Raw genomic sequence first — 19,428 nt, 5'->3', positions numbered from 1 at the left:
GGTGAAATATGTCTGGTATTAATTTCCTGGGTTCAGCTTCAGGTTTGCCATTGGAAGAGCTGGTATCGACCCTGGTGAAAGTAGAGCGTGACAGTAAACTGGGACGGATCAATACCACCAAAAAGACATTGGACACTTCTTTGTCTGGCGTAGGGCAGTTAAAATCCGCCCTGTCAGCTTTTCAAGATTCAATAAAAAAACTTTCAGGCAATACGCTTAACGCCAGAACTGCCACTGTCACCCAACCAACTGACAACAAAACTTACATCGAAGCCTCTGCCTCAAACACTGCGGCAGCAGCCAATTTTGATATTAAAGTTAATCAATTAGCTTCAGGTAGTCGGCTGGAGAGTGCCGACGCCACTTTTGGGGCGGCAGACGACGTTATTTCTACCACTGATGGCACTTTGACATTTGCCGCTAACGGCAAGAGTTTTGATGTTGCTGTTACAGCCGGCATGACCCTCAATGAATTGCGTCAGCAAATTAACGCTCAGAGTGACAACTTTGGGGTTAACGCCAATATCATCAACGCCGGTGGAGCCATTGGTACCAAACTGGTGCTGACTTCTGATGAGAGTGGGGCAGGTAATGATTTAGTTATCAGCAACAATAATGCTGAGCTTGATAATATTTCGACAGTTCCCACCGGCGCCACTGCCGGGTTAACTGTCAGCCAGGCGGCACAGGACGCAATTATAGAAGTTGATGGCATTACCGCTACCAATAGCAGTAACATTTTTACTGATGTTATTCAGGATGTTACATTAACGGTCAAAGCCATTACGCCTGATGGTAATAATGCGGCGGTCAATATTGCCACTGATAATGCCTCGGCTGAAGAAAACATTCAGAATTTTATCAATAATTATAATGTGCTGGTTGATCAGGTAGCAGATTTAACCAAAAAGCGTACGCTGGGCCCTGATGGTAAAACGGTCACCGCAGAAGGTGGCGCTTTAGCAACAGATCAGATGCCTAAAAATATTATGAGTCAGTTGCGTGGCCTGCTGGGTAATGTAGTTGAAGGCGCAGACGATTCATTGTCCACTTTGTATTCGTTAGGGATCACCTTTCAGGAAGATGGTAAATTACAAATTTCCGGTAGTTCAGAATTTGGTGGTGACTCCGGCCGTGTCCGCTTTGACCGGGCCCTGAACGAAAACTTTGACGGTGTTGCTGCGTTTTTTGGCGGCGAAACAGGGTTGGCGACCAAACTGGATGGGTTTTTAAAGGAGTTTACCCAAAACGGCGGTATTATTGCCAGTAAAGAGAATTCGCTTAAAACACAAATTGATAAAAACACTAAAGATTTAGACGCAGCCAACCGATATATAGCTAGCTTCGAGCAAACACTGCGTAGTCGCTACACTGCGCTTGATGCCTTGTTAGGATCAATGCAGAATATGTCGTCTACCGTGACAGCACAGCTGTCCAGCTTGCCCGGATTTGGCACCAACAAATCGAATTAGTGGAGAGCATTATGAGTTACGGAATTAAAGCGTATAAAGCCGTTGGTATTAAAGATGATTTAGCGGTTGCTGATCCACATCGCGTTATACAGTTACTGATGTTGGGTGCCCTGGAAAATATGGCAAAAGCAAAAGGCTGTATTGAACGAAAAGACTACGCTGGCAAATCAGCATCCTTATCAAAAGCCATGACAATTATTGCTGCGTTGCAGAGTTCATTGGATATGGAGGCCGGCGATATTTCAGACAACTTGTATGCCTTGTATGATTTTATGCAAAACCATCTGATCCTGGCGAGCCGGGAAAAGAGCATTGCCAAAATAGATGACGTACTTGAATTACTGGTGACTATTAAAGGTGCCTGGGATCAGATCCCGGTGCATGCCCGTCAGGAAGGTTATGAAATGCAGGCGCAAAAACAGCAGCGGACAGCCTGATGTCTGAACTGCAACAACGAGCAGAGTCTGCGGCAACTATCCGGCTGCAGGCTGAACAGCTGGTTGATGACCCCGCCTATTCAACAGAACAACTTGGTCAGTTGCTGCAACAGTTGCAGCAGCTCCTGCAATTGCCTGCGGTTGAACCCACAGCAGATTATGCCACTTATTTACAACATAACCTTGACTGGTTACAGGCTTTAATGGCAAAAATGACGACAGAAAAAGAGGCTATTGCGACCACAATGCTGGAACTCCAGAAAGGAAAAAAAGCAAAGCGCAGTTACGGCCAGAATAATTAACCCGCCACCGGGATTTGCCATGCTTAAATTCATTAACTATCAGGTAGCTGAAGACAGTCAGCAGCACGACACCGAACAAGCCTTATCCGTATCCATCCAACAGCAATTTACCGCCAACCTGGAAGCATTTAAGCATTTTATGCCGTCGGTTGTACCTATGATTGAACAACATCAGGTGCAACAGTATTCAGTTTTTGCTACGACAGCAGCGCAGCTCAATATAGTCGATTTTGCTACCGGCCGGGTCTGGTATAGCGCACAGCCACAGCAAGAAGTGCAGCAGGAAGTAGAAGCATTTTGCGCGGCCGCACCTTATCTGATGATTGAAACCGCCAATCCGCCTGGCGAAGCGTGGTCTGATGAGTCGCTGCCGCTTAGCGCGGAAGCCGTGTTAATGTTTGGCCTGGGTTTTGGTTTTCAGCTTACCGAGCTGCTGCAAAACTGCCGGGTCAACTATTTGGTGCTGTATGAGCCGGATCTGGATATCTTGTTGTGTTCTGTGCAGAGCTTTGACTGGCAGGCGTTGTTTGAGCTTGCGGAAGCACGCGGTACCCAGCTATTCCTGCAACTGGGTAATGATGGCCATACTATCAGTGAAGATTTGGCTGAACTTCTCCCGCTACTGCAAAGTGACCGTTTGTATATTTATCGACATCGCTTTCACCCTATGCTGGATGAAGTTATTCATTCTCTTTGGCAGCACAACGGTAAGTTACGGCAATTTGCGGGTAGTAATCAGAATTTGCTGCCGTCAACCAGCTTTTATGATTATGTCGCTGAGCGTAATGCCGGGGTGCTGGGAAACTGCGATATCAGCAGCAGCAACGGCGATGAACAACGCTATCAGCGAAACCTTGACGTGCTGGCAAAGTTTTATCCTGCAGTATTCAAAGCAATCCAGCAGCATTCGTCAGATAGCTGGAAATTAGTGACTGATCATCAGCATCGTATCAATTTATGGCATCCCAGACGCAATGCCTTGTTTCACGAGAATATGGAGTTGGAAGCCGCTACGCTGGTCAACTACTTTATCCATCATCCCTATAAAGATGATGTTCTGTTAGCGCAGCAATCTTTAGGCAAGCTGAAACATTATATTCATTTCTGCCATGTCAATCAGGTACAGCCACTGATAAATGAGCAGTTGCAGGGGCAGAGTATCCTGCCAGAAGAAGTTGACTCATTAATTATTTTTGGGGTGGGGCTCGGCCGGCATATCGAGTTACTTACCGCAGAGCGGAAAATCAGAAATCTGTATATTTGCGAACCTAATCTGGATTTTTTTGCCGCCAGTTTACGGGTCACCGACTGGGCCGCAATACTGGAAAGGGCAGACCAGCAAGAGTGCAGGATTTATCTGAACCTGGGAGGTGATGGCTCAACCTATTTTTACGATCTGATGGCTCAGTTTTATCAGGTGGGTGCTTATTCCATTGCTAACACCTACATGCTGAGCTCATACTTTAATCATAATATGCAAAAATCTATCAGCGACTTACGCTCAGAATTGCGGGTCGTGCTGGCACTTGGTGAGTACTTTGATCACGCCAGATATGGCGTAGCGCATACTTATAACAGTATTGCCCAGCAACACAAGTTTTTGAAAGAAGACCGGCGTTGTTACCGAGATTTACCACTGATGGAGATACCGGTATTTATTGTTGGCAATGGTCCAAGCCTCGATGACTGTATCGAATACCTGAAAGAATATCGCGATCAGGTTATTCTGATCAGCTGCGGTACCGCCTTGTCATCGTTGTATAAACAAGGTATTAAGCCTGATTTCCATGCTGAAATTGAGCAAAATCGTTCAACCTACAATTGGATAACTCAGGTAGACGACCCTGCTTATTTAAAGGACATCTGGTTAATGAGCGTCAACGGCATTCATCCTGATACCGCGACGTTGTTCAAAGACGTTGTTGCTTTGCTTTAAAGATGGCGAGTCGTCAACCTTTCTGTTCCACAACGGTTTACAGAAAAAAGGGGTTCAGATTGCGTCACTAAGTTATGCCTATCCTACGGTGACCAATCTTGTAATGAATTTTATGCTTCGTTTGGGTAGCAAAGCCCTTTACCTGTTTGGCGTTGACCTTGGCTTTATTGACGTTCGTAACCACCACTCCCAATCCTCTGCCTATTACCGGGCTGATGGCAGCGAAGTGTATAATTATCAGAAGGCTCACGGCGGGGGTATTCCCGCCAAAGGTAACTTTATACCCATGGTGTTTACCAAACGTGAGTTTGAAGTTTCCCGCAAGCTACTTGAGCAAGCGATTGAAAAAGCGGGCCGCAAACTGGAAATTTACAACTGCAGCAATGGGGTCTATATCAGCGGTGCGATGCCGTTACAGCCGGCTAATATTTTACTGGAAAAGCATAGGATAAATAAATATGACGCGATTTCAGAGTTAGTGGACACGGCGTTCTACACACCGCAACCAGACTACGCCGAGGATATTTTTAATAGCCTGGATATAGAACGGTTTGAGCAAACGATCCAACAGTGGCTTGCTTTGTTTGACACAGAAATCACTGACAGCAAAACGGCCCGGCAATTTGTAGAGGAGCAGTGGCTGTTATTGCGTTCAACCGTCAAAGTTCCTGCAGACCCGACTTTTTGCTTATTGTACGGCAGCACCAACTATTTTGGCGGGGTGCTGACCAAATTAGCATCCTGTATCAGTACTGACGCGCCCGCTATCCTGGAAACTTTTAACCAGGTTCGGGATATTTGGCGGGATTATCTAATTACAGCAAAAAATGAATTTATCGCTCAGCCACTTAAGTTTGATGATGTTAACGTTGGGCACTTGTTCCAGTCCAAAACTACCGGCTGACCTGAGATTTATATGGATAAAAATGAGCAAGGTTTACACTGATACTGTTGAGGCAATTGATAACTGGCTGCTACCCCTTAGTGCTAACTTTGCCAAAAGCACAATAATAGCGATTTTTGGCGCAGGGCCTTATGCCAGGCATCTGGTCGCACGTTTAAAAATGCAGGGTTTTAGCCGGCTATACTTTTTGCTGTCGCAGCCACGTACTTCGCAATTAGATGGTTATCCGGTGATTTCGAGCTCACAATTATCTGCTTATGGTATTGAGGTTATTCTGGCGGGTTCAATGGCTGAACCCGTTGCCCAGCAACAAGCATTAAACTCTATGGGGATTACCGTACCTTTTTATTATCTGGAAGGCGGCCATTTGCTATGTTCTGAACCAAGGTCTAATCCTTGCAACGCAGCACAATTGTCAGCATTGAAAGATAAACACAAAGGGCAGACTTTTTTTATTATTGGTAATGGCCCTAGTCTGAATCAGACTCCTCCTGAGCATATTCAGAATGCGATTTGTATGGCCGGCAATGGCATATTATTGCGGCCGAATTTTATACCGGATTATTATTTTTTGCTGGAGGAGAGAGCGCTCAATCACTGGCAAGAACGTATCCGGGCACTCAACGTACCTAAAATGTTGGCTTCTCATTTGCATTTTCAGCATGGCGATGCAGACAACCTGACATATTTTCCGGCCTGTTTCCAGTCAGACAGCGATACGGTCGACCCATATCAGTATGGTATTCCATCTGGCGGTACTATTATCAGTTCGATGATGTATTTTGCGGTTTATATGGGGGCCAAGCAGGTTGTTATTATTGGGGTTGATAATAATTATCGCGGCGCGCAACAGCAAACTCATTTTGCGCCGGGCTACTATACTGAGCAGCGACAGCCTATGGCAGAAGAAAAAGCGTTAATTCTGGCTGAGCGACAAAAACAAGGTATTTTACGGGCAGCACGGATGGCCGAGGTCAATAATGTTGCTGTCTATGATGCGACGCCTGTGCAAAATAACCTCGGGATCAACAAGATTGATTTCAGTCAGTTTAGTGTCGCCCATTAAACAATCAATTTGCTAAGGCATCAGTGATGATTAAAGTGCTACATGTCGCTTCTTTTATTGGCAATATCGGTGATAACGCCAGCCACCTTGGGTTGTATGGCTTGTTAAAGCGTCTTTTGCCTTTGCACCAAATCACTCAGCTGGAGATGCGCAAGTTCTATCAGCAATACTCAAAACCTGACAAGCTTTATTTTAATCAACGCTTTATTGAGATGGCTAACAGCTACGATCTGGTGATTATCGGTGGGGGTGGATTCTTAGATTACTGGCACAAAAACAGTCAGTCTGGCACCACTCTCGATATCGATCCTGATCTGCTGCAGTATATTAAGACACCCACTTTAATAAGCAGTATGGGCGCAATGGCGCTGCAACAGGTACCTGAAGGGAACATCGCTAAAGCGCGCAGATTTTTTACAGCATTGCAGGCCAATCCGAATATCAGAGTGGCGGTTCGAAATGATGGTTCGGTGAATTCTATTCAGCGTGATATAGGGCCAGAGTATCTTGAGGGGCATAACAGAGATTCTGGACCATGGCTTTTTCTATCAGCCAACTGAGCATACCGGGTTACCGCTTGGGCCCTATGTCGCCTTAAATATCACAGAAGATCAGCTGGGGATGCAGCGGGCAAGCACTGAGCCGCTGGATGCTGAGCAGTATTATTCTGAGCTTAGACGGACATTAGTTCATATTGTCGAGCGCCACCAACTTAGCATATTGTTAGTGCCACATATCTACAGTGATTTGCGCGCCATCAACCAATTGCTGGCCAGATTGGATGACTGGTTTGTCAGACAACACATCACTATCGCACCATGTATTCAGGGCGATAATGGCGCAGATTATTTATTTAATCTCTACCGGCTGAGTAGTTTGGTTATCGGTATGCGCTTTCATACTAATGTCTGTTCGTTGGCTATGGAGTTAAAGGTTATTGGCCTGGTAGCGTTAGACAGGATAAATTATTTATATAACAGCTTGGGTATAACGGATAGCTGTGTCTCGGTGACCGGTGCGTTTTCACAGCAGTTAAACAAGACCATTGATACTAAGCTCAAGCAAGCTGAAGCTGGTACCTTAACTGAACTTGAGAACAGAAAGGTCCAAACTGCGACGTATTACCAGGGGGTCCTGTCACAGTTTGGCTTAACAACTCTCAAATAAACTTCAGAACTTCGCGGCTTCAAGTTTGGCTAATGCCAGCCAGAATCCTTCCCCATCGTTTTTATGGCCTTGCCATATTTCCGGAATGAAGGTAGCTGTCGGCGCACAACGCTTTAGCTCAGCCGCCAAATCTGCAAAATCTATTTCACCTTCACCGATTTGTAAACCTTCGCCATCAACGCCATCGGCATCGACAATATGTAAGTGGGCAGTGTAGGGGCCTACTTTAGCAACAAACTCGCTAAAAGATGCTTTCTTTAAATTACACGCCAGTTTGGAGTGAGATATGTCCAGACATATCCGCATATCATTTTGTTGGCAAAAAGTGACAACATCATCGGCGTCCATAAACAAATTATGAAAACGCTGACCGCCAAAGTGCCATGGATAGGGAGGCATGGTCTGGGGAATAATCTCCACCCCGGTTGTGTCTAACTGCTGAATGGCGTCGGCAATCAGTCGATATTTTCCGGCCCGTTCATGTTCAGGCATAAAACTGTCCATGGTAAAACCGCCGGCATTAATAATAATCTGTGGTATGGTCGCTTTATGAAAATACGACTTCAGCTGTCGTGTCCTGTCGACAACCCGTTGTAGTTCACTGATAGAACGTTGCCTATACGCAGCATCTGCCGAACATAGATCCATAATATGGTCGCCGGCGAACAGCTCCGGGCTGTGGACCACAAAGTCCATGGCGTAACCGGCCTCGGCCAGAAACTTGGCCGGGTCCAGCTCAAGATCTTTATAGCTGAAATGAAATTCGAGCAGGTCAAAATTAGATTTGGCATGCATGGCTGCGAAATCGTGGTAACGCACCGGAATCCCAAAGGGACGTGTCAAACTTATAAGCTCTGGCTTTCACCGCGTCTGAAGTTAAGATCGGATGGGTAAAAGAAGTCACCTTCTGCTATATCACGATTTGCCACTTTGCCAACCAGTTCATGTTTTTTGTACGGCGGTAAACCTTTCCCCGGGCTGCGGCTGCTGATCACATCCGCATCAATCCGCTCACCTGTTTTAATGGCTTTACTCGCGACAAGGCTTTTGGCAAGTACTTCCCGGTTCATCATTTCACCCTGAGTTACTTTGCGGATGTCGGCAGTTCCTAATGCTTGCTCAGTTTCCCGAATTCCCTGGACCATTTGGGCAAACTCAGCTGGCAATAAACTTACCCGGTGATCGTTGCCTTCCATGTTTCTATCCAGAGTAAAGTGTTTTTCAATTACCCTGGCACCAAGTGATACAGCCGAAATGGCCACGGAAATACCTCTCTCATGGCCAGAATAACCAACAAAGCCGTCGGTAACCAATTCTTTTAAGCGATGCAGATAGCGCAGGTTAACGTCTTTAAACGGGGCCGGGTAAGTCGAATTGCAATGCAGCAGTACAAACTGAGCGCCTTTGCGCTTAAACAGCGCGATAGCATCTTTTATCTCTGACTCGGATGACATGCCGGTAGAGCACAACAGGGGTTTGCCGGTTTTAGCCAGCTTTTCCAGTAACTCATGATTGGTTAAGTCAGCTGATGCAACTTTATAAGCCGGCATGCCATAACGCTCTAATGCGTCCAGGCTGGCTGCGTCCCAGGGCGTGCACAGCGGGGTAATGCCCTTGGTTTTGCAATAGTCAAATACCTTGAACATTTCAGCGGTTGAGAGCTGAAAGCGTGCCAGTAAATCAAGGGTATACTCAGCGCCCAGATCTTCACCATCGTTTCCCGCAGCGGCCTTTGCGGTACATGCTGTCCATATCTGCGAAGCTGAAATTTGGCGCAATCAGCTCCGGCGTGAACGGCCTCGTCAACCAAGTCGACAGGCCAGCTCGATATCACCGTTATGGTTGTTGCCGATTTCGGCGATGATATATACAGGGTTGTCATTATCTATAATCGCGCTGCCAATCTGAATGGGTTGCTGTTTAAAGCTGGCGACAGCGACCAGACGTTGTTGCCGGTCGATAAGGGGGATGTACTCAATTTTATTGGAGAACATCGCTTCAATTTCTTCGCGCGGCGCATCTTCAGTAATGATATATAAAGCTCTTATTCAGCGCATCGGCAACTGGCCGGGTAATATCCAGTTCAGCGCTGCTAAGCAGCCAGCGACGCAGGTCGCCATCGGTAATGACACCTTCAAGCACGCCATTGGCAGCGACCGCAAAAACAATCCGGGTTTTGTTTGTGCTGATTTTACGAAGGGCATGGCTAATCTCATCGTCGGTAAATACCACATAACGTGCGACGTTACGCTCAATAATCATAGTCCGCTCTCCTGCATTAACACCGATACAATACGCAAGTCTGTTAATGAATCAATTTCCCACGATTCTTGTTCCTGCATGCAAAACATGGCAATTTTTCCACCCAGCCGGTTTTTGTATTGTTGCAAAATGGTCGCTTTAGTCAGGTAAATGGAACCGTTTTCCCGATATTGCTTATCTTGTTGCTTGATATCCTGCCGGCGTGGGCGGTGTAAATAGTCATACAAAGCATGGGGCTCTGAAGGGTTTTTCCAGAAGAACGCATGGCTCTCGCATACCGAAACCAGCGAGTCGGCCTGTAACTTTTCAAACAAATTAATGGCCTGGTTTAAACTGTCTGGCAAGCGTAATGGCGAAGTCGGCTGCAATAATACGATAACTTCATCCTTGTCTCCGCTAAGCCAGTGCTGCTGAGCATGTAACATCACGGCTTCAGTAGAAGTGGTATCTTCTGCCAGTTCAGCAGGCCGCAGGCCGGGTATTTCAGCACCTGCTGTTTGCGCTATCTCTGCTATTTGCGCAGAATCAGTAGAGACGATAACTCTGCTGATTAGCTCCGATGCCAGAGCTTGCTGAATACTCCAGCTGATCAGGGGGAGGCCGTGAACCGAACGGATATTTTTGTCTGGTATTCCTTTGGAACCACCGCGGGCAGGTATTAAAGCCGTATATTTCATCACTGAGGTATCCGTTTTGCTATAGCGACTAATGTATCTGTCTGATCACGTGCCGCAAGGTAATGTTCATAAGCCTGGTGTAACGCAATACTGCTGGCATCGTGTGACGTGGCATTAACGCCAGTAGGTTTATGCTGTAAACACCACTGCAGATGGTTCCACACCGGGTACCGTTGTACGGCGCTGATATGCTGGATTTGCCAGCCAGCTTGTTGAAGCACAAAGCTCAGTGTTTGCCGGGTGTGTAACACCAGATGTTCAGACCAAAAGGTAAAGTCCTGAAAGGCCTTGGGGCCATGACAAATCAGCCAGTCTCTGGCATGCGGCACTTCGACGATCAAAGTTGACTGGCTGGCACTCGCGGCATTGAGTTGCGTAAGGATAGCGAGCGGGTCAGTTAAATGCTCCATCACATGAAACAAACTAATAACGTCTGGTACAAATTCATTAATGTCATTCAAATCCTTAGTGACCCTGAAACCATCATTAAGCAGCAGCTCGCGGTTAGCTTTATTAAGCTCTATAGCCAGATGGTTACTGCTAACAGCACTGTCACGGCGTAACTGATAGCCTGGGCCGCAACCAAAATCTAACCAACGTTTGCCAGCGATATAAGGTTGCAGGAGCTGACTACGTCGTGCAGTATCCAGTAAATCCATATCATTTCTGGGTGCTGCCGAAGATGGCACCGCTTTATCGGAATAATACTCAGCTGATTTTCCGCCAAATTCAGGATCCAGAAATATCACGCCAGACTGACTATCAGTATAAACTGCGGTATTATCATCCCGGCAGCGATCGGCAAGTTTACGGCTGTGTTCCGGGGTAATAAAACCCGCTTGTTCTAACATGGTTAGCGCTGGTAGTTTGGCCATAATATTAACTCTTTTCAAATTTGGGCGGGGTAGATACTGCCGCCAGACCTTGCCAATATTAAGCTGTACTTCCGGCATCGACAGTAAGCACAGTACCGGTTACCGCCGCTAGCCTGTTCACTCAGCAAATACAGCACGGCTGCCTGCGGCATCATCCGGTGTTGCCAGCCGGCCGAGCGGGCTGCGTCGTTTAATACTCTCAAGCTTATCGCCCTGTAAGCTCTGGGTCATGTCGGTTTGCATATAGCCTGGCGCCACACAGTTTACCGTGATGCCGGCTTTACCCACTTCCCGCGCCAGCGACTTACTAAAACCTTCCAACGCCGCTTTACTGGCCGCATATACGCTTAAGCCATTGAAGCCGGTGCGGGCAATAATTGACGAAATATTGACGATGCGGCCGGTCTGATTCAGCAACATCGGCCTGAGCAGGTATTTACTTAGCAAGATTGGTGCCTGCACGTTAACATTCAGCAAACTGCTGATTTCACTGTTATGCATGGTGGCCAGTACCCCGTCGTAGCCGACGGCCGCATTGTTGACTAGCGCGTACGGTCGGCCAACCGTTTTCACAATGCGACTGCACAGCGTCGGTATCCCGGCCAGCTCAGCCAGATCGGCCGCCATAAAATGCAACTCAGCGTGCTGTTGTTGCAACTGTTGTAACTCCTGACTATGGCTTCTGGCCAGCGCCAGCACGGTATAACCAGCGTGCAATAGCTGGCGGCAAATGGCCAGGCCTAAACCGCGGCTGGCACCACTGACTACGACTAATTTCGTCATACTAAGGTCCTTGCTTGTTTACCACTGCCGGCAAGAGGCAAAGCGGCGACCAGTTGAAATTTAATAGGTATCTGGTGGCGTTGCAGCTGCCGCTGACAGTGTTGAGTCACCCTGGCAACCAGCTCAGTGATATCAGTATCCTGGGTTGCAACCAATTGCGCCATTACCAGCTGGCCCAGAATGCTGCTGCTTTTGGCGTATACCCGACACGCTGCCACGCCCGGCACTTGCAGCACAACCTGTTCCACCTGCTCGGGGTGGACTTTGTTGCCACCCACATTGATGACCCCGCTGGCCCGCCCGAGAAACAAAACACGATCCGCAGTCAGTTCTACTAAATCCTCGGTATTCAGAAAACCATCCGCATCTACTCTGTTTGCCAGTTCAGGCGCAAATGTTGCTGGCCCTTTCAGCCATAAGTGCTGTTGCTGATCAACCTTAAGCTGCAAATCATAATAGCCCTGGTCAGGTAGCGCCTCGGGAAGCCGGCCTGGCCATCGCTTACTGCAAACGCCACGCCTGCTTCGGTAGAGGCATAGATATGGCGCAGTTGTGCCTGCGGAAACAGCTGCTTCAGCCGGTTTAATAATGGTTGATCAACAATTTCACCACCCAGGGTCAGCTGTTGTAAATGTAATGCAGTAACCTTGCTGCTAAACAAAAATTGCCGCCATAACGAGGGGGTCGCAGACAGCGCCGTCACGCCGGCCTGCACCAGCATATCAAGCCGCTGTTCAATATCGCCGTCGCTGGCGTCAATAAGGCAGGCGCCCGATAACAAGCTTTGCAGCACAACCTGCAAACCGGCAAACCGAAAGGGTTGATACACCAGTCCCCAGCAAAGTTGGCTGCTGGAAGCTTTTGTGTTGACCGTTTTGGTAAGTTGCGCCAGGCTGTGTCCTATCCATTTGGGGGTGCCGGTGGTACCCGACGTCGCCAGATACCAACGGCTGTCGACAGCAGACTGTTTCGCGGCAGCGGGGCGGGTTGAGCGGCTTTGCTCAGCAGGCAGTTCTATTTGCTGATCTGGCAATAAATATAAGGCGGCACAAACACCATCATAGGCCAGCAGGCCAACAATGAAATCGGTAAATTGATGATAGGGTAAGGTGACATTGTACCGTTGCTGCTGACTGATTTGCTGGCGCTTTAACTGTGCGGCTGTAGTTAATTGCTGATAGCTAATCTTGATAACAGAGCCGTCAGCAGGATCGCAATACTGCAACGCTATAGCCGCGCCAGGGTGTTGTTGAATGAGTTCCAGCAAACAAGCGGCCATTTAGCCTCCTGCGAGCTTTGCCTGATACTGCTGGTAAATCCCGACAAAATCAGCAAAAGTACGTGGATAAACCGCAATTTCCATTTCGCTGAAGGGATCAAAACCCAGTTCTTCATCCAGCTGAGCAACCAGCATGGCAAGCCCAGCGAGTCGAGGCCACTTTGTAATAGCACCGTGTCGTCGGTAACGGGCTCCGTAAGCTGACAATTTGCCAGTTGCGCCACCTGCTGCAGGCACCGTCTGATTTGTTGATGTAAATCTGTTTCGGTCATTAATTAATCCTGAAAGTGAATAAACTCGGCGGCGGCAGCGATTTGCCTGGGCAATTTTGCCAGAATATGGCTGCGCTGAGCCCGCCAGTCTGCAGTGTTATACTGAAATACTTTAACGCAATGGCCGGTATGCTGTGGATCTGAGCTTGCTGGTTTATCTGCACAGTGTCGATAACCAAACAGGCGGTGCATGTTTAACACGCTTTGATTAAACGATAGCACCTCGGCGTGTAAAAAACTGATGTCTGGCTGGGCGGCGGCATAATCGAGCGCGGCAATTTCCAGTAATAAACCGCTGCCCGGCCAGACATCAGTCTCACCCAGATAGCAACCCCACTCCAGACCGGACGCAGCGACAGGATCAAAATAAAGTGCGCCAATGGGCCGTTGATTCTGGCGGAAAATATAAAAGACTTTGTCAGAATGCGGCAGCTGATTAAACCAGGCCAGATGCTCCTGCCAGCTTATTTCGTTGCTGTTATGCATATTCTGGCGAATACTGGCCTGATTACGCCAGTGCCACAGTTGGGTAAGGTCTGTTTCCTGTAACAAGGTAAAGTGACTGCGCGGATACACTTTATTGCTCAAATTAGGGCTCATAGTGCCAGCCTGATTTCACGTTCAACCATAAAAGCTTCTGCAGCGGTTAAACCTACAGTACTGCCACGCCATTGCTGTCGCAGGCTAATAGCCTGCAATGAACGGCTATGGGGCCAGGGTCTGAGCTCTGCCGTATAGCACCGCAAGGCATCATTAACTTGGGGTAAAACTGAACTTATATCAATATAACATTGGGGACGGAATGGCGCCTGCTGCTGTGCGGCCCACTCGGTACTGCTGGGGACCTCAAAGCAGTATATGCTCTGCACGCTCTGGCTTGGCTGCGGCCGGCAGGCAGTCAGTACCGCCTGATAGGTCAGGCGGTGGTCAATATTTAAATCGCCACCAAAATGGGTATAAATAAGCTCTGGGTGCAGTGGCTGCAGGGCCTTTTCCAGCGCCTGGACGATTTTTAATAACGGCACGCTATCCATAGCGTTGTCGGCAAAATCCAGAAACTGTACTGACTGCACTTCCAGTATGCTGGCTGCGGCCTGTGCGGCTTGCCTGCGGGCCGACAGTCCGGCTTGCTGGCCGGCTCTGGATGTTTCACCATCGGCCATAAAAATCAGATGCACCTGATCGCCCGCTGCGCTATGTAAGGCAATTGTACCGGCACAGCCCAGCACTTCATCGTCAGGGTGCGCTGCTACTACTACGACTGTTTTCACGGCTTTTCTCCATCTGTATCTGTGACCGGCACGAACCTGACCTTGGCTGTCAACTGACCGTCACTGTCAGTTTCTGCCGCAGTAAACTCCAGCCGCCAACCGGCAACATTAATATAAGCAGGCGGATAACCTTCACCGTCCAACATCCGGATGAAATCATACAGTTGGGCAGCGCTTGCTGTATCAGGCAGTTGGCTCTGGGCCGGTATACGCCGGTCAAAATAGGTGACTTCACCCTGTTGCGACCGGGGCGTCAATTGCTGGTTAATAATCTGACTAATCAGCTGGTAAACCAGCGGCGCAGCGCGTTGGAAAATGTCTGTTGCCGTGCCGGCCAGTGATAAGGATAGTTTGCCAAAAATCGGGCCTGCATCCAGTTGCTCTGTCATTTGTAGTGCGGTCAGTTTAGTGGCGGTCAAACCCCGCAAAATAAGATTTTGTAACGGACTGCCGCCTCTGCCAAAGGGCAGATCTGTCATATGAAAGCATACGCAACAGTAGCGACGGGTAATGTCAGTAGGGACTTTCCAGTTCCAGTGCGGGAAAAAAATATAAGCGGGCTGTAACTCAGCTAAATAGGCAGTGGTTAGTTGATCCCGGCTGGTAATCAGCTGCCAGTTACCAGGTAAGTTAGCGGTATATTTTTGAAAAGCTTCTATATTCCAGCTTTTCACTGTTGCGACCAGGTACGTTGTCACGCTACACATTGCCTTTCGTTAAATGATCCCAACTTAAAGGCGTGCCTTTTGTCAGCGGCTGACTGGCGGGCCTGCCTAAAAACAGCGGCAGATATTTGGGCGCCAGGCCATATCCCGGGCGCACTGAGCGCAGGTTTGTTTCGGTAAATACGTCTCCTTGCTGTATATCTTCAGCAATATACAAGGAGCGGCGGTACTTGCGTGACGCCTGCTCGCTTGAGGTACCGCCATAAGTGACTTTACCCAATGCCACTGCAGCGCGTTTGCACTCTTGTACCAGCGCACTAAACTCGGCCGGTTCCAGCGAAAACTCGGCATCAACGCCACCCTCGCTGCGGTCGAGGACAAAGTGCTTTTCAATAACGGTCGCCCCCAGCACAACACTGGCTACCGCCACACCGATACCGGCAGTGTGATCAGATAAACCTACCTGACAACCAAACAGCGCAGCTAAATGCGGGATGGTAGCCAGGTTTGCATCAACAGGATCAGCAGGGTAGTGGCTGGTGCACTTTAATAAGATAAGCTCATTGCAGCCATTGTCGCGCAGCACCTCTACTGACTCGGCCAGTTCGGTTTGGGTGGCCATACCGGTTGACATAATTACCGGCTTACCGGTTTTTGCCACCGCTGCCAGCAGCGCATGGTCACTGTTTTCAAAAGAGGCAATTTTGTAACATGGGACGTTAAGCTGTTCGAGATAATTGACGGCCATAAGATCAAAAGGCGTGCTGAAAGCCAGCATGCCATGGTGCTGCGCCCGCTCAAAAATCGCTTGGTGCCAGTCCCACGGGGTCATCGCCAGTTGATAAAGCTGATACAGTGACTGACCCTGCCACAGATTGCCTGGATCATTAATTACAAAATCACCGTGCCGGATATCGAGAGTCATGCTATCAGCGGTATAAGTCTGGATTTTAATCGCGTCTGCCCCACAGGCCGCGGCTGCATCGACCATCGCCAGTGCTTTGTCCAGTGACTGATCATGATTGCCTGATAATTCGGCAATAATAAAAGGCGGTTGCCCGGGGCCAATACGTCTGTTCCCAAGCAAAAAATCTGACATAGTTAACCTCTTACCAATGTGTTGATTGCACTGACAACCGCTTGTGTACCGGCTGTGGCGGGCACTAATGTTGCGGCCTGCTTACTAATCCTCGTTAACAGCGTGGGTTGAGTCAGGTAATAGCGCAATTGCTCTGCAAAGTAACTGGCTGACACCTCAGCAGCCTGACCCAACCACACGCAAGCGCCAAGCTTGGCTAAATAGGCTGTGGTCGCCTGCTGGTTTTCCGCCACAGTCACTACCAATGCTGGCAGGGCACATTTGCATCTTTCCCAGTGGCTGGCACCGCCGGCACCAAGCATGAGTCGCGCCTGGTACATCAAACGGGCCATATAGTCGCACTGAACATGTAAAGACACCCCGGGTAGCGCTGCACAGCGTTGTTTCAACTCTGAGCGCAATGGATGTGTTGCCCCGATAACAATATCGGCAGTCAATCCGGGAAACTTTAGCTCGCTGATAGCATCCACTGCCATTTTAGTCAGATTGAAGGGATCAGCACCACCAAAAAAAACTAATAACCGATTGTTGCGCTGCCGGTAGTCGGTGCTTTGTGCCTGACAGAACTCCGGGCGCAGCAGCACGTAGCTCGGGCCCAGCAATTGTTTACAATGTTGAGGTACTAGTTGTGTGTAGCGTGATTCAGCGTCTGGCAACAAGTTCTGGTCTAATACCAAATCACAGTCATGCGACCGGTCGGCAAGGTCATCTATCACCATTACCTTATGGCAGCGTTGGCGCAGCTGCAGGCAATAATGTGCAGCCAGCGAGTAATGATCAACAATCAGTAACTGATAATCTTCTGTAAGTGCAGCCAGTGATTGAATCGCATCACTGGTTTCGGTCAGGGTGGACTCTGCGCTAAGCAGGCTGACGCTATAACCCCGTTGCGCAATTAATGCGCCCAGGTGGCCTGGCTCGGCCCGACACAAAAAATGAATATCAGCACGTTGCGCCAGGCTATCGGCTAATGCGTCCGCCAGTGTCAGGCAGCGCATCACATGGCCAGAGCCGATTACGTCAGAAGCGTCGCAGCGAAAAGCGATATTCACTGCTGCTGTTCCTGCTGCAGCAATTTATACAGGAGTTCAGCTCGATGCCAGTCTTCAGGGGTGTCGATGTCCTGTACCAGATGATCCGGTAACACCCACATTCTGCTGTTCTCGCCAAACACCGATTTATTACCAAGCCATGCGTCAGTTCGTCCCCAGTAAAACTGGCCGGCATCGTGAAAGGTGGCGGGCAAATCCTGGGAACGCTTGCCAATACTGTTCTTGTCAAATGGTGCAATGCCATTGACGGTTTGCAGCAAAGCGCGTTGAATCGGGAAGGAGAAACGTGCGGCCGAAAACACATAATTAAGGTCAGGTGTACTATTTAGTTGCTGCCAGGCTTGCAGCAACAAAGTCGCACTGAGTAGCGGAGTAGTGGCATAAAGACAGCAACAATGGCTTATCGCACAACCCTGTTGCAGCAACTGTTGCAGCTCGTAACGAATCACGGCACTGGTACCAGTATAATCGTCGGCCAGTGCTGCCGGCCGGGTTGCAGCTACTTCAGCGCCAAACTGACGGGCGACGTCAGCAATTTCGGTATCATCTGTTGATACCAGCACCCGCTCAAAGCAGCCGCTTTCAAGTGCGGTCTGAATGGGGTAAGCCAGCATCGGCTGGCCACAAAAGTCTTTAATATTTTTGCGCGGGATACGTTTACTGCCGCCCCTGGCCGGAATTATAGCTACTCTCATGCCAGTAACTCTGTCAGCGTATCAGCAATATATTGTTGTTGCTCACCGCTTAGTTCCGGAAACATCGGCAGGCTTAAAATTCGCTCATAAAAGTCTTCCGCCTGAGGGAAGTCGCCCCAGTCAAACCCCAGTTGCTGATAATATGGCTGGGTATGAATTGGAATGTAATGCACATTGACACCAATACCGGCAGCACGCAGGCCATCAAATACCGCTTTGCGCTTTGTTTTATCGTCCAGTTGGATAATATATAAATGCCAGGCGCTGATATTAAAGGCCTCCGGTTTCGGCAACCTAACAGGCAGTGCGGACAGCAACCGCTGGTAGTGAGCTGCCAGCAGCTGACGCTTTTGGATGATAGGCAACAGCCGCTGGCTCTGGCTTAAGCCCAATGCGGCTTGTAAGTCAGTCATCCGGTAATTTAAACCAAGCTGCAACTGCTGATAATACCAGGCGCCATGACTGGGCTCGGTCATTTGCTGCTCGTCGCGGCTAATGCCATGGCTTCTGAGCAAGCGCATTTTATCAGCAAGCAGGCTATCGTTGGTCAGTGCCGCACCACCTTCAGCGGTGGTAATAATTTTTACCGGATGAAAACTAAATACTGTGATATCACTGTAGCGACAACAGCCAACCGGTTCATCCTGGTAACTTGCCCCGACCGCGTGTGATGCATCTTCAATGACCCTGAAACCAAACTCTGTTGCCAGATAATGTATTTGTTGCATATCGCAGCTGGCCCCGGCTAAATGCACCGGTATCACGACTTGGGGAAGGGTATCATTGCTGCGAGCCTGCTCCAGTTTATGTCGTAGCTGGTCAATAGCCATATTACCGGTGTCAGGCTCTACATCAACAAAGTCAACGGTGGCACCACAATAGCGGGCACAGTTAGCTGAGGCAACAAAGCTAACGGGCGAGGTCCATACCCGGCTGCCCGGGCCAACGCCCAGTGCCAGACAGCCAATATGTAATGCCGAGGTCGCACTGTTTACAGCCACTGCCTGTGTTGCTGTGGTCAGTTCACACAACCGCTGCTCAAAGGCCGGCACGGCCGGGCCCTGAGTTAAAAAGTCGCTTTGCAGTACATCGATAACCGCATCAATATCCTGCTGACTGATATGCTGACGGCCGTAGGGGATCATTTAAGCATAATCCTGGTTAAACTGACGGATGGTGTTGATATCCATAAAATCAGGATTAGTATCAGACAC

General features: G+C 48.9%; 25 protein-coding genes. 8 read left to right on the top strand and 17 right to left on the bottom strand.

The genetic code is table 11. The features are described from left to right. Nucleotides 1-8: 8 nt before the first annotated feature. The 8 genes from fliD to KG631_RS12725 all read left to right on the top strand — a co-directional run bounded on the left by fliD (nt 9) and on the right by KG631_RS12725 (nt 7,284). Entirely contained in the window at nt 9-1,472 is a 1,464-nt protein-coding gene (fliD, locus tag KG631_RS12755; protein ID WP_214000086.1) for a flagellar filament capping protein FliD, read from the top strand. 11 nt (nt 1,473-1,483) lie between these two features. Beyond that, nucleotides 1,484-1,909 carry a flagellar export chaperone FliS gene (fliS, locus tag KG631_RS12750; RefSeq protein ID WP_214000085.1) on the top strand — a complete coding sequence of 142 codons (426 nt, stop codon included), beginning with the start codon at nt 1,484-1,486 and terminating at the stop codon, nt 1,907-1,909. Continuing rightward, a complete protein-coding gene (locus tag KG631_RS12745; RefSeq protein ID WP_214000084.1) occupies nt 1,909-2,211 on the top strand; it encodes a hypothetical protein in 303 nt (100 codons plus the stop codon). The genes fliS and KG631_RS12745 overlap by 1 nt, the downstream gene beginning before the upstream one ends. 19 nt (nt 2,212-2,230) lie before the next feature. Further along, the gene (locus tag KG631_RS12740; RefSeq protein ID WP_301003798.1) at nt 2,231-4,147 is read left to right on the top strand and encodes a 6-hydroxymethylpterin diphosphokinase MptE-like protein; all 1,917 of its coding nucleotides are present in this window, start codon (nt 2,231-2,233) and stop codon (nt 4,145-4,147) included. A gap of 103 nt (nt 4,148-4,250) precedes the next feature. After that, on the top strand, nt 4,251-5,051 hold the full coding sequence (locus KG631_RS18945; protein WP_301003797.1) for a hypothetical protein: 801 nt from the start codon (nt 4,251-4,253) through the stop codon (nt 5,049-5,051). Between the two features lie 22 nt (nt 5,052-5,073). Then, nucleotides 5,074-6,117, top strand: coding sequence for a 6-hydroxymethylpterin diphosphokinase MptE-like protein (locus KG631_RS12735; RefSeq protein WP_214000083.1), 1,044 nt, complete (start codon nt 5,074-5,076; stop codon nt 6,115-6,117). Nucleotides 6,118-6,140: 23 nt separating this feature from the next. Beyond that, nucleotides 6,141-6,677, top strand: a complete 537-nt coding sequence (locus KG631_RS12730) for a hypothetical protein (protein WP_214000082.1) — start codon at nt 6,141-6,143, stop codon at nt 6,675-6,677. Next, nucleotides 6,625-7,284, top strand: coding sequence for a polysaccharide pyruvyl transferase family protein (locus KG631_RS12725; protein WP_214000081.1), 660 nt, complete (start codon nt 6,625-6,627; stop codon nt 7,282-7,284). The genes KG631_RS12730 and KG631_RS12725 overlap by 53 nt, the downstream gene beginning before the upstream one ends. A 3-nt stretch (nt 7,285-7,287) precedes the next feature. On the opposite strand, the gene KG631_RS12720 is transcribed toward KG631_RS12725, so the two are convergent. The 17 genes from KG631_RS12720 to pseC form a co-directional block, all read right to left on the bottom strand. Continuing rightward, on the bottom strand, nt 7,288-8,127 hold the full coding sequence (locus tag KG631_RS12720; RefSeq protein WP_214000080.1) for a TIM barrel protein: 840 nt from the start codon (nt 8,125-8,127) through the stop codon (nt 7,288-7,290). 2 nt (nt 8,128-8,129) lie between these two features. After that, entirely contained in the window at nt 8,130-9,062 is a 933-nt protein-coding gene (locus KG631_RS12715) for an N-acetylneuraminate synthase family protein (protein WP_214000079.1), read from the bottom strand. A gap of 24 nt (nt 9,063-9,086) precedes the next feature. Then, the gene (locus KG631_RS12710; protein WP_214000078.1) at nt 9,087-9,278 is read right to left on the bottom strand and encodes a hypothetical protein; all 192 of its coding nucleotides are present in this window, start codon (nt 9,276-9,278) and stop codon (nt 9,087-9,089) included. A gap of 28 nt (nt 9,279-9,306) precedes the next feature. Continuing rightward, the gene (locus tag KG631_RS12705) at nt 9,307-9,546 is read right to left on the bottom strand and encodes a CBS domain-containing protein (RefSeq protein ID WP_214000077.1); all 240 of its coding nucleotides are present in this window, start codon (nt 9,544-9,546) and stop codon (nt 9,307-9,309) included. After that, nucleotides 9,543-10,223, bottom strand: coding sequence for an acylneuraminate cytidylyltransferase family protein (locus KG631_RS12700; RefSeq protein ID WP_214000076.1), 681 nt, complete (start codon nt 10,221-10,223; stop codon nt 9,543-9,545). Before KG631_RS12700 ends, KG631_RS12705 begins: the two co-directional genes overlap by 4 nt. After that, the gene (locus KG631_RS12695) at nt 10,223-11,098 is read right to left on the bottom strand and encodes a class I SAM-dependent methyltransferase (RefSeq protein WP_214000075.1); all 876 of its coding nucleotides are present in this window, start codon (nt 11,096-11,098) and stop codon (nt 10,223-10,225) included. Before KG631_RS12695 ends, KG631_RS12700 begins: the two co-directional genes overlap by 1 nt. Nucleotides 11,099-11,215: 117 nt before the next feature. After that, nucleotides 11,216-11,881, bottom strand: a complete 666-nt coding sequence (locus tag KG631_RS12690) for an SDR family NAD(P)-dependent oxidoreductase (protein WP_214000074.1) — start codon at nt 11,879-11,881, stop codon at nt 11,216-11,218. Then, complete coding sequence (locus KG631_RS12685) at nt 11,878-12,330, bottom strand: hypothetical protein (protein WP_214000073.1); 453 nt, start codon at nt 12,328-12,330, stop codon at nt 11,878-11,880. The genes KG631_RS12690 and KG631_RS12685 overlap by 4 nt, the downstream gene beginning before the upstream one ends. Continuing rightward, nucleotides 12,291-13,160 (bottom strand): AMP-binding protein, encoded by an 870-nt coding sequence (locus tag KG631_RS12680; RefSeq protein ID WP_214000072.1) that lies wholly within the window; start codon nt 13,158-13,160, stop codon nt 12,291-12,293. Before KG631_RS12680 ends, KG631_RS12685 begins: the two co-directional genes overlap by 40 nt. After that, nucleotides 13,109-13,432 carry a hypothetical protein gene (locus KG631_RS12675; protein ID WP_214000071.1) on the bottom strand — a complete coding sequence of 108 codons (324 nt, stop codon included), beginning with the start codon at nt 13,430-13,432 and terminating at the stop codon, nt 13,109-13,111. The genes KG631_RS12680 and KG631_RS12675 overlap by 52 nt, the downstream gene beginning before the upstream one ends. Nucleotides 13,433-13,435: 3 nt before the next feature. After that, nucleotides 13,436-14,032 carry a UDP-4-amino-4,6-dideoxy-N-acetyl-beta-L-altrosamine N-acetyltransferase gene (pseH, locus tag KG631_RS12670; RefSeq protein WP_214000070.1) on the bottom strand — a complete coding sequence of 199 codons (597 nt, stop codon included), beginning with the start codon at nt 14,030-14,032 and terminating at the stop codon, nt 13,436-13,438. Beyond that, a complete protein-coding gene (locus KG631_RS12665) occupies nt 14,029-14,703 on the bottom strand; it encodes a PIG-L family deacetylase (RefSeq protein WP_214000069.1) in 675 nt (224 codons plus the stop codon). Before KG631_RS12665 ends, pseH begins: the two co-directional genes overlap by 4 nt. Then, complete coding sequence (locus KG631_RS12660) at nt 14,700-15,401, bottom strand: hypothetical protein (protein WP_214000068.1); 702 nt, start codon at nt 15,399-15,401, stop codon at nt 14,700-14,702. Before KG631_RS12660 ends, KG631_RS12665 begins: the two co-directional genes overlap by 4 nt. Before the next feature lies 1 nt (nt 15,402). Then, nucleotides 15,403-16,467 (bottom strand): pseudaminic acid synthase, encoded by a 1,065-nt coding sequence (gene pseI, locus KG631_RS12655; protein WP_214000067.1) that lies wholly within the window; start codon nt 16,465-16,467, stop codon nt 15,403-15,405. Between the two features lie 2 nt (nt 16,468-16,469). Next, a complete protein-coding gene (gene pseG, locus KG631_RS12650; protein WP_214000066.1) occupies nt 16,470-17,519 on the bottom strand; it encodes a UDP-2,4-diacetamido-2,4,6-trideoxy-beta-L-altropyranose hydrolase in 1,050 nt (349 codons plus the stop codon). Then, nucleotides 17,516-18,214, bottom strand: coding sequence for a pseudaminic acid cytidylyltransferase (gene pseF, locus KG631_RS12645; protein WP_214000065.1), 699 nt, complete (start codon nt 18,212-18,214; stop codon nt 17,516-17,518). The genes pseG and pseF overlap by 4 nt, the downstream gene beginning before the upstream one ends. After that, nucleotides 18,211-19,359 carry a UDP-4-amino-4,6-dideoxy-N-acetyl-beta-L-altrosamine transaminase gene (gene pseC / locus KG631_RS12640; protein ID WP_214000064.1) on the bottom strand — a complete coding sequence of 383 codons (1,149 nt, stop codon included), beginning with the start codon at nt 19,357-19,359 and terminating at the stop codon, nt 18,211-18,213. The genes pseF and pseC overlap by 4 nt, the downstream gene beginning before the upstream one ends. Between the last annotated feature and the right edge of the window lie 69 nt (nt 19,360-19,428).

It is taken from the genome of Arsukibacterium sp. (genome assembly GCF_018402695.1).
Taxonomy (GTDB): domain Bacteria; phylum Pseudomonadota; class Gammaproteobacteria; order Enterobacterales; family Alteromonadaceae; genus Alishewanella.
Note: the sequence above shows the minus strand (reverse complement) of the source record. Positions and strands in the feature narration are given on the sequence as shown.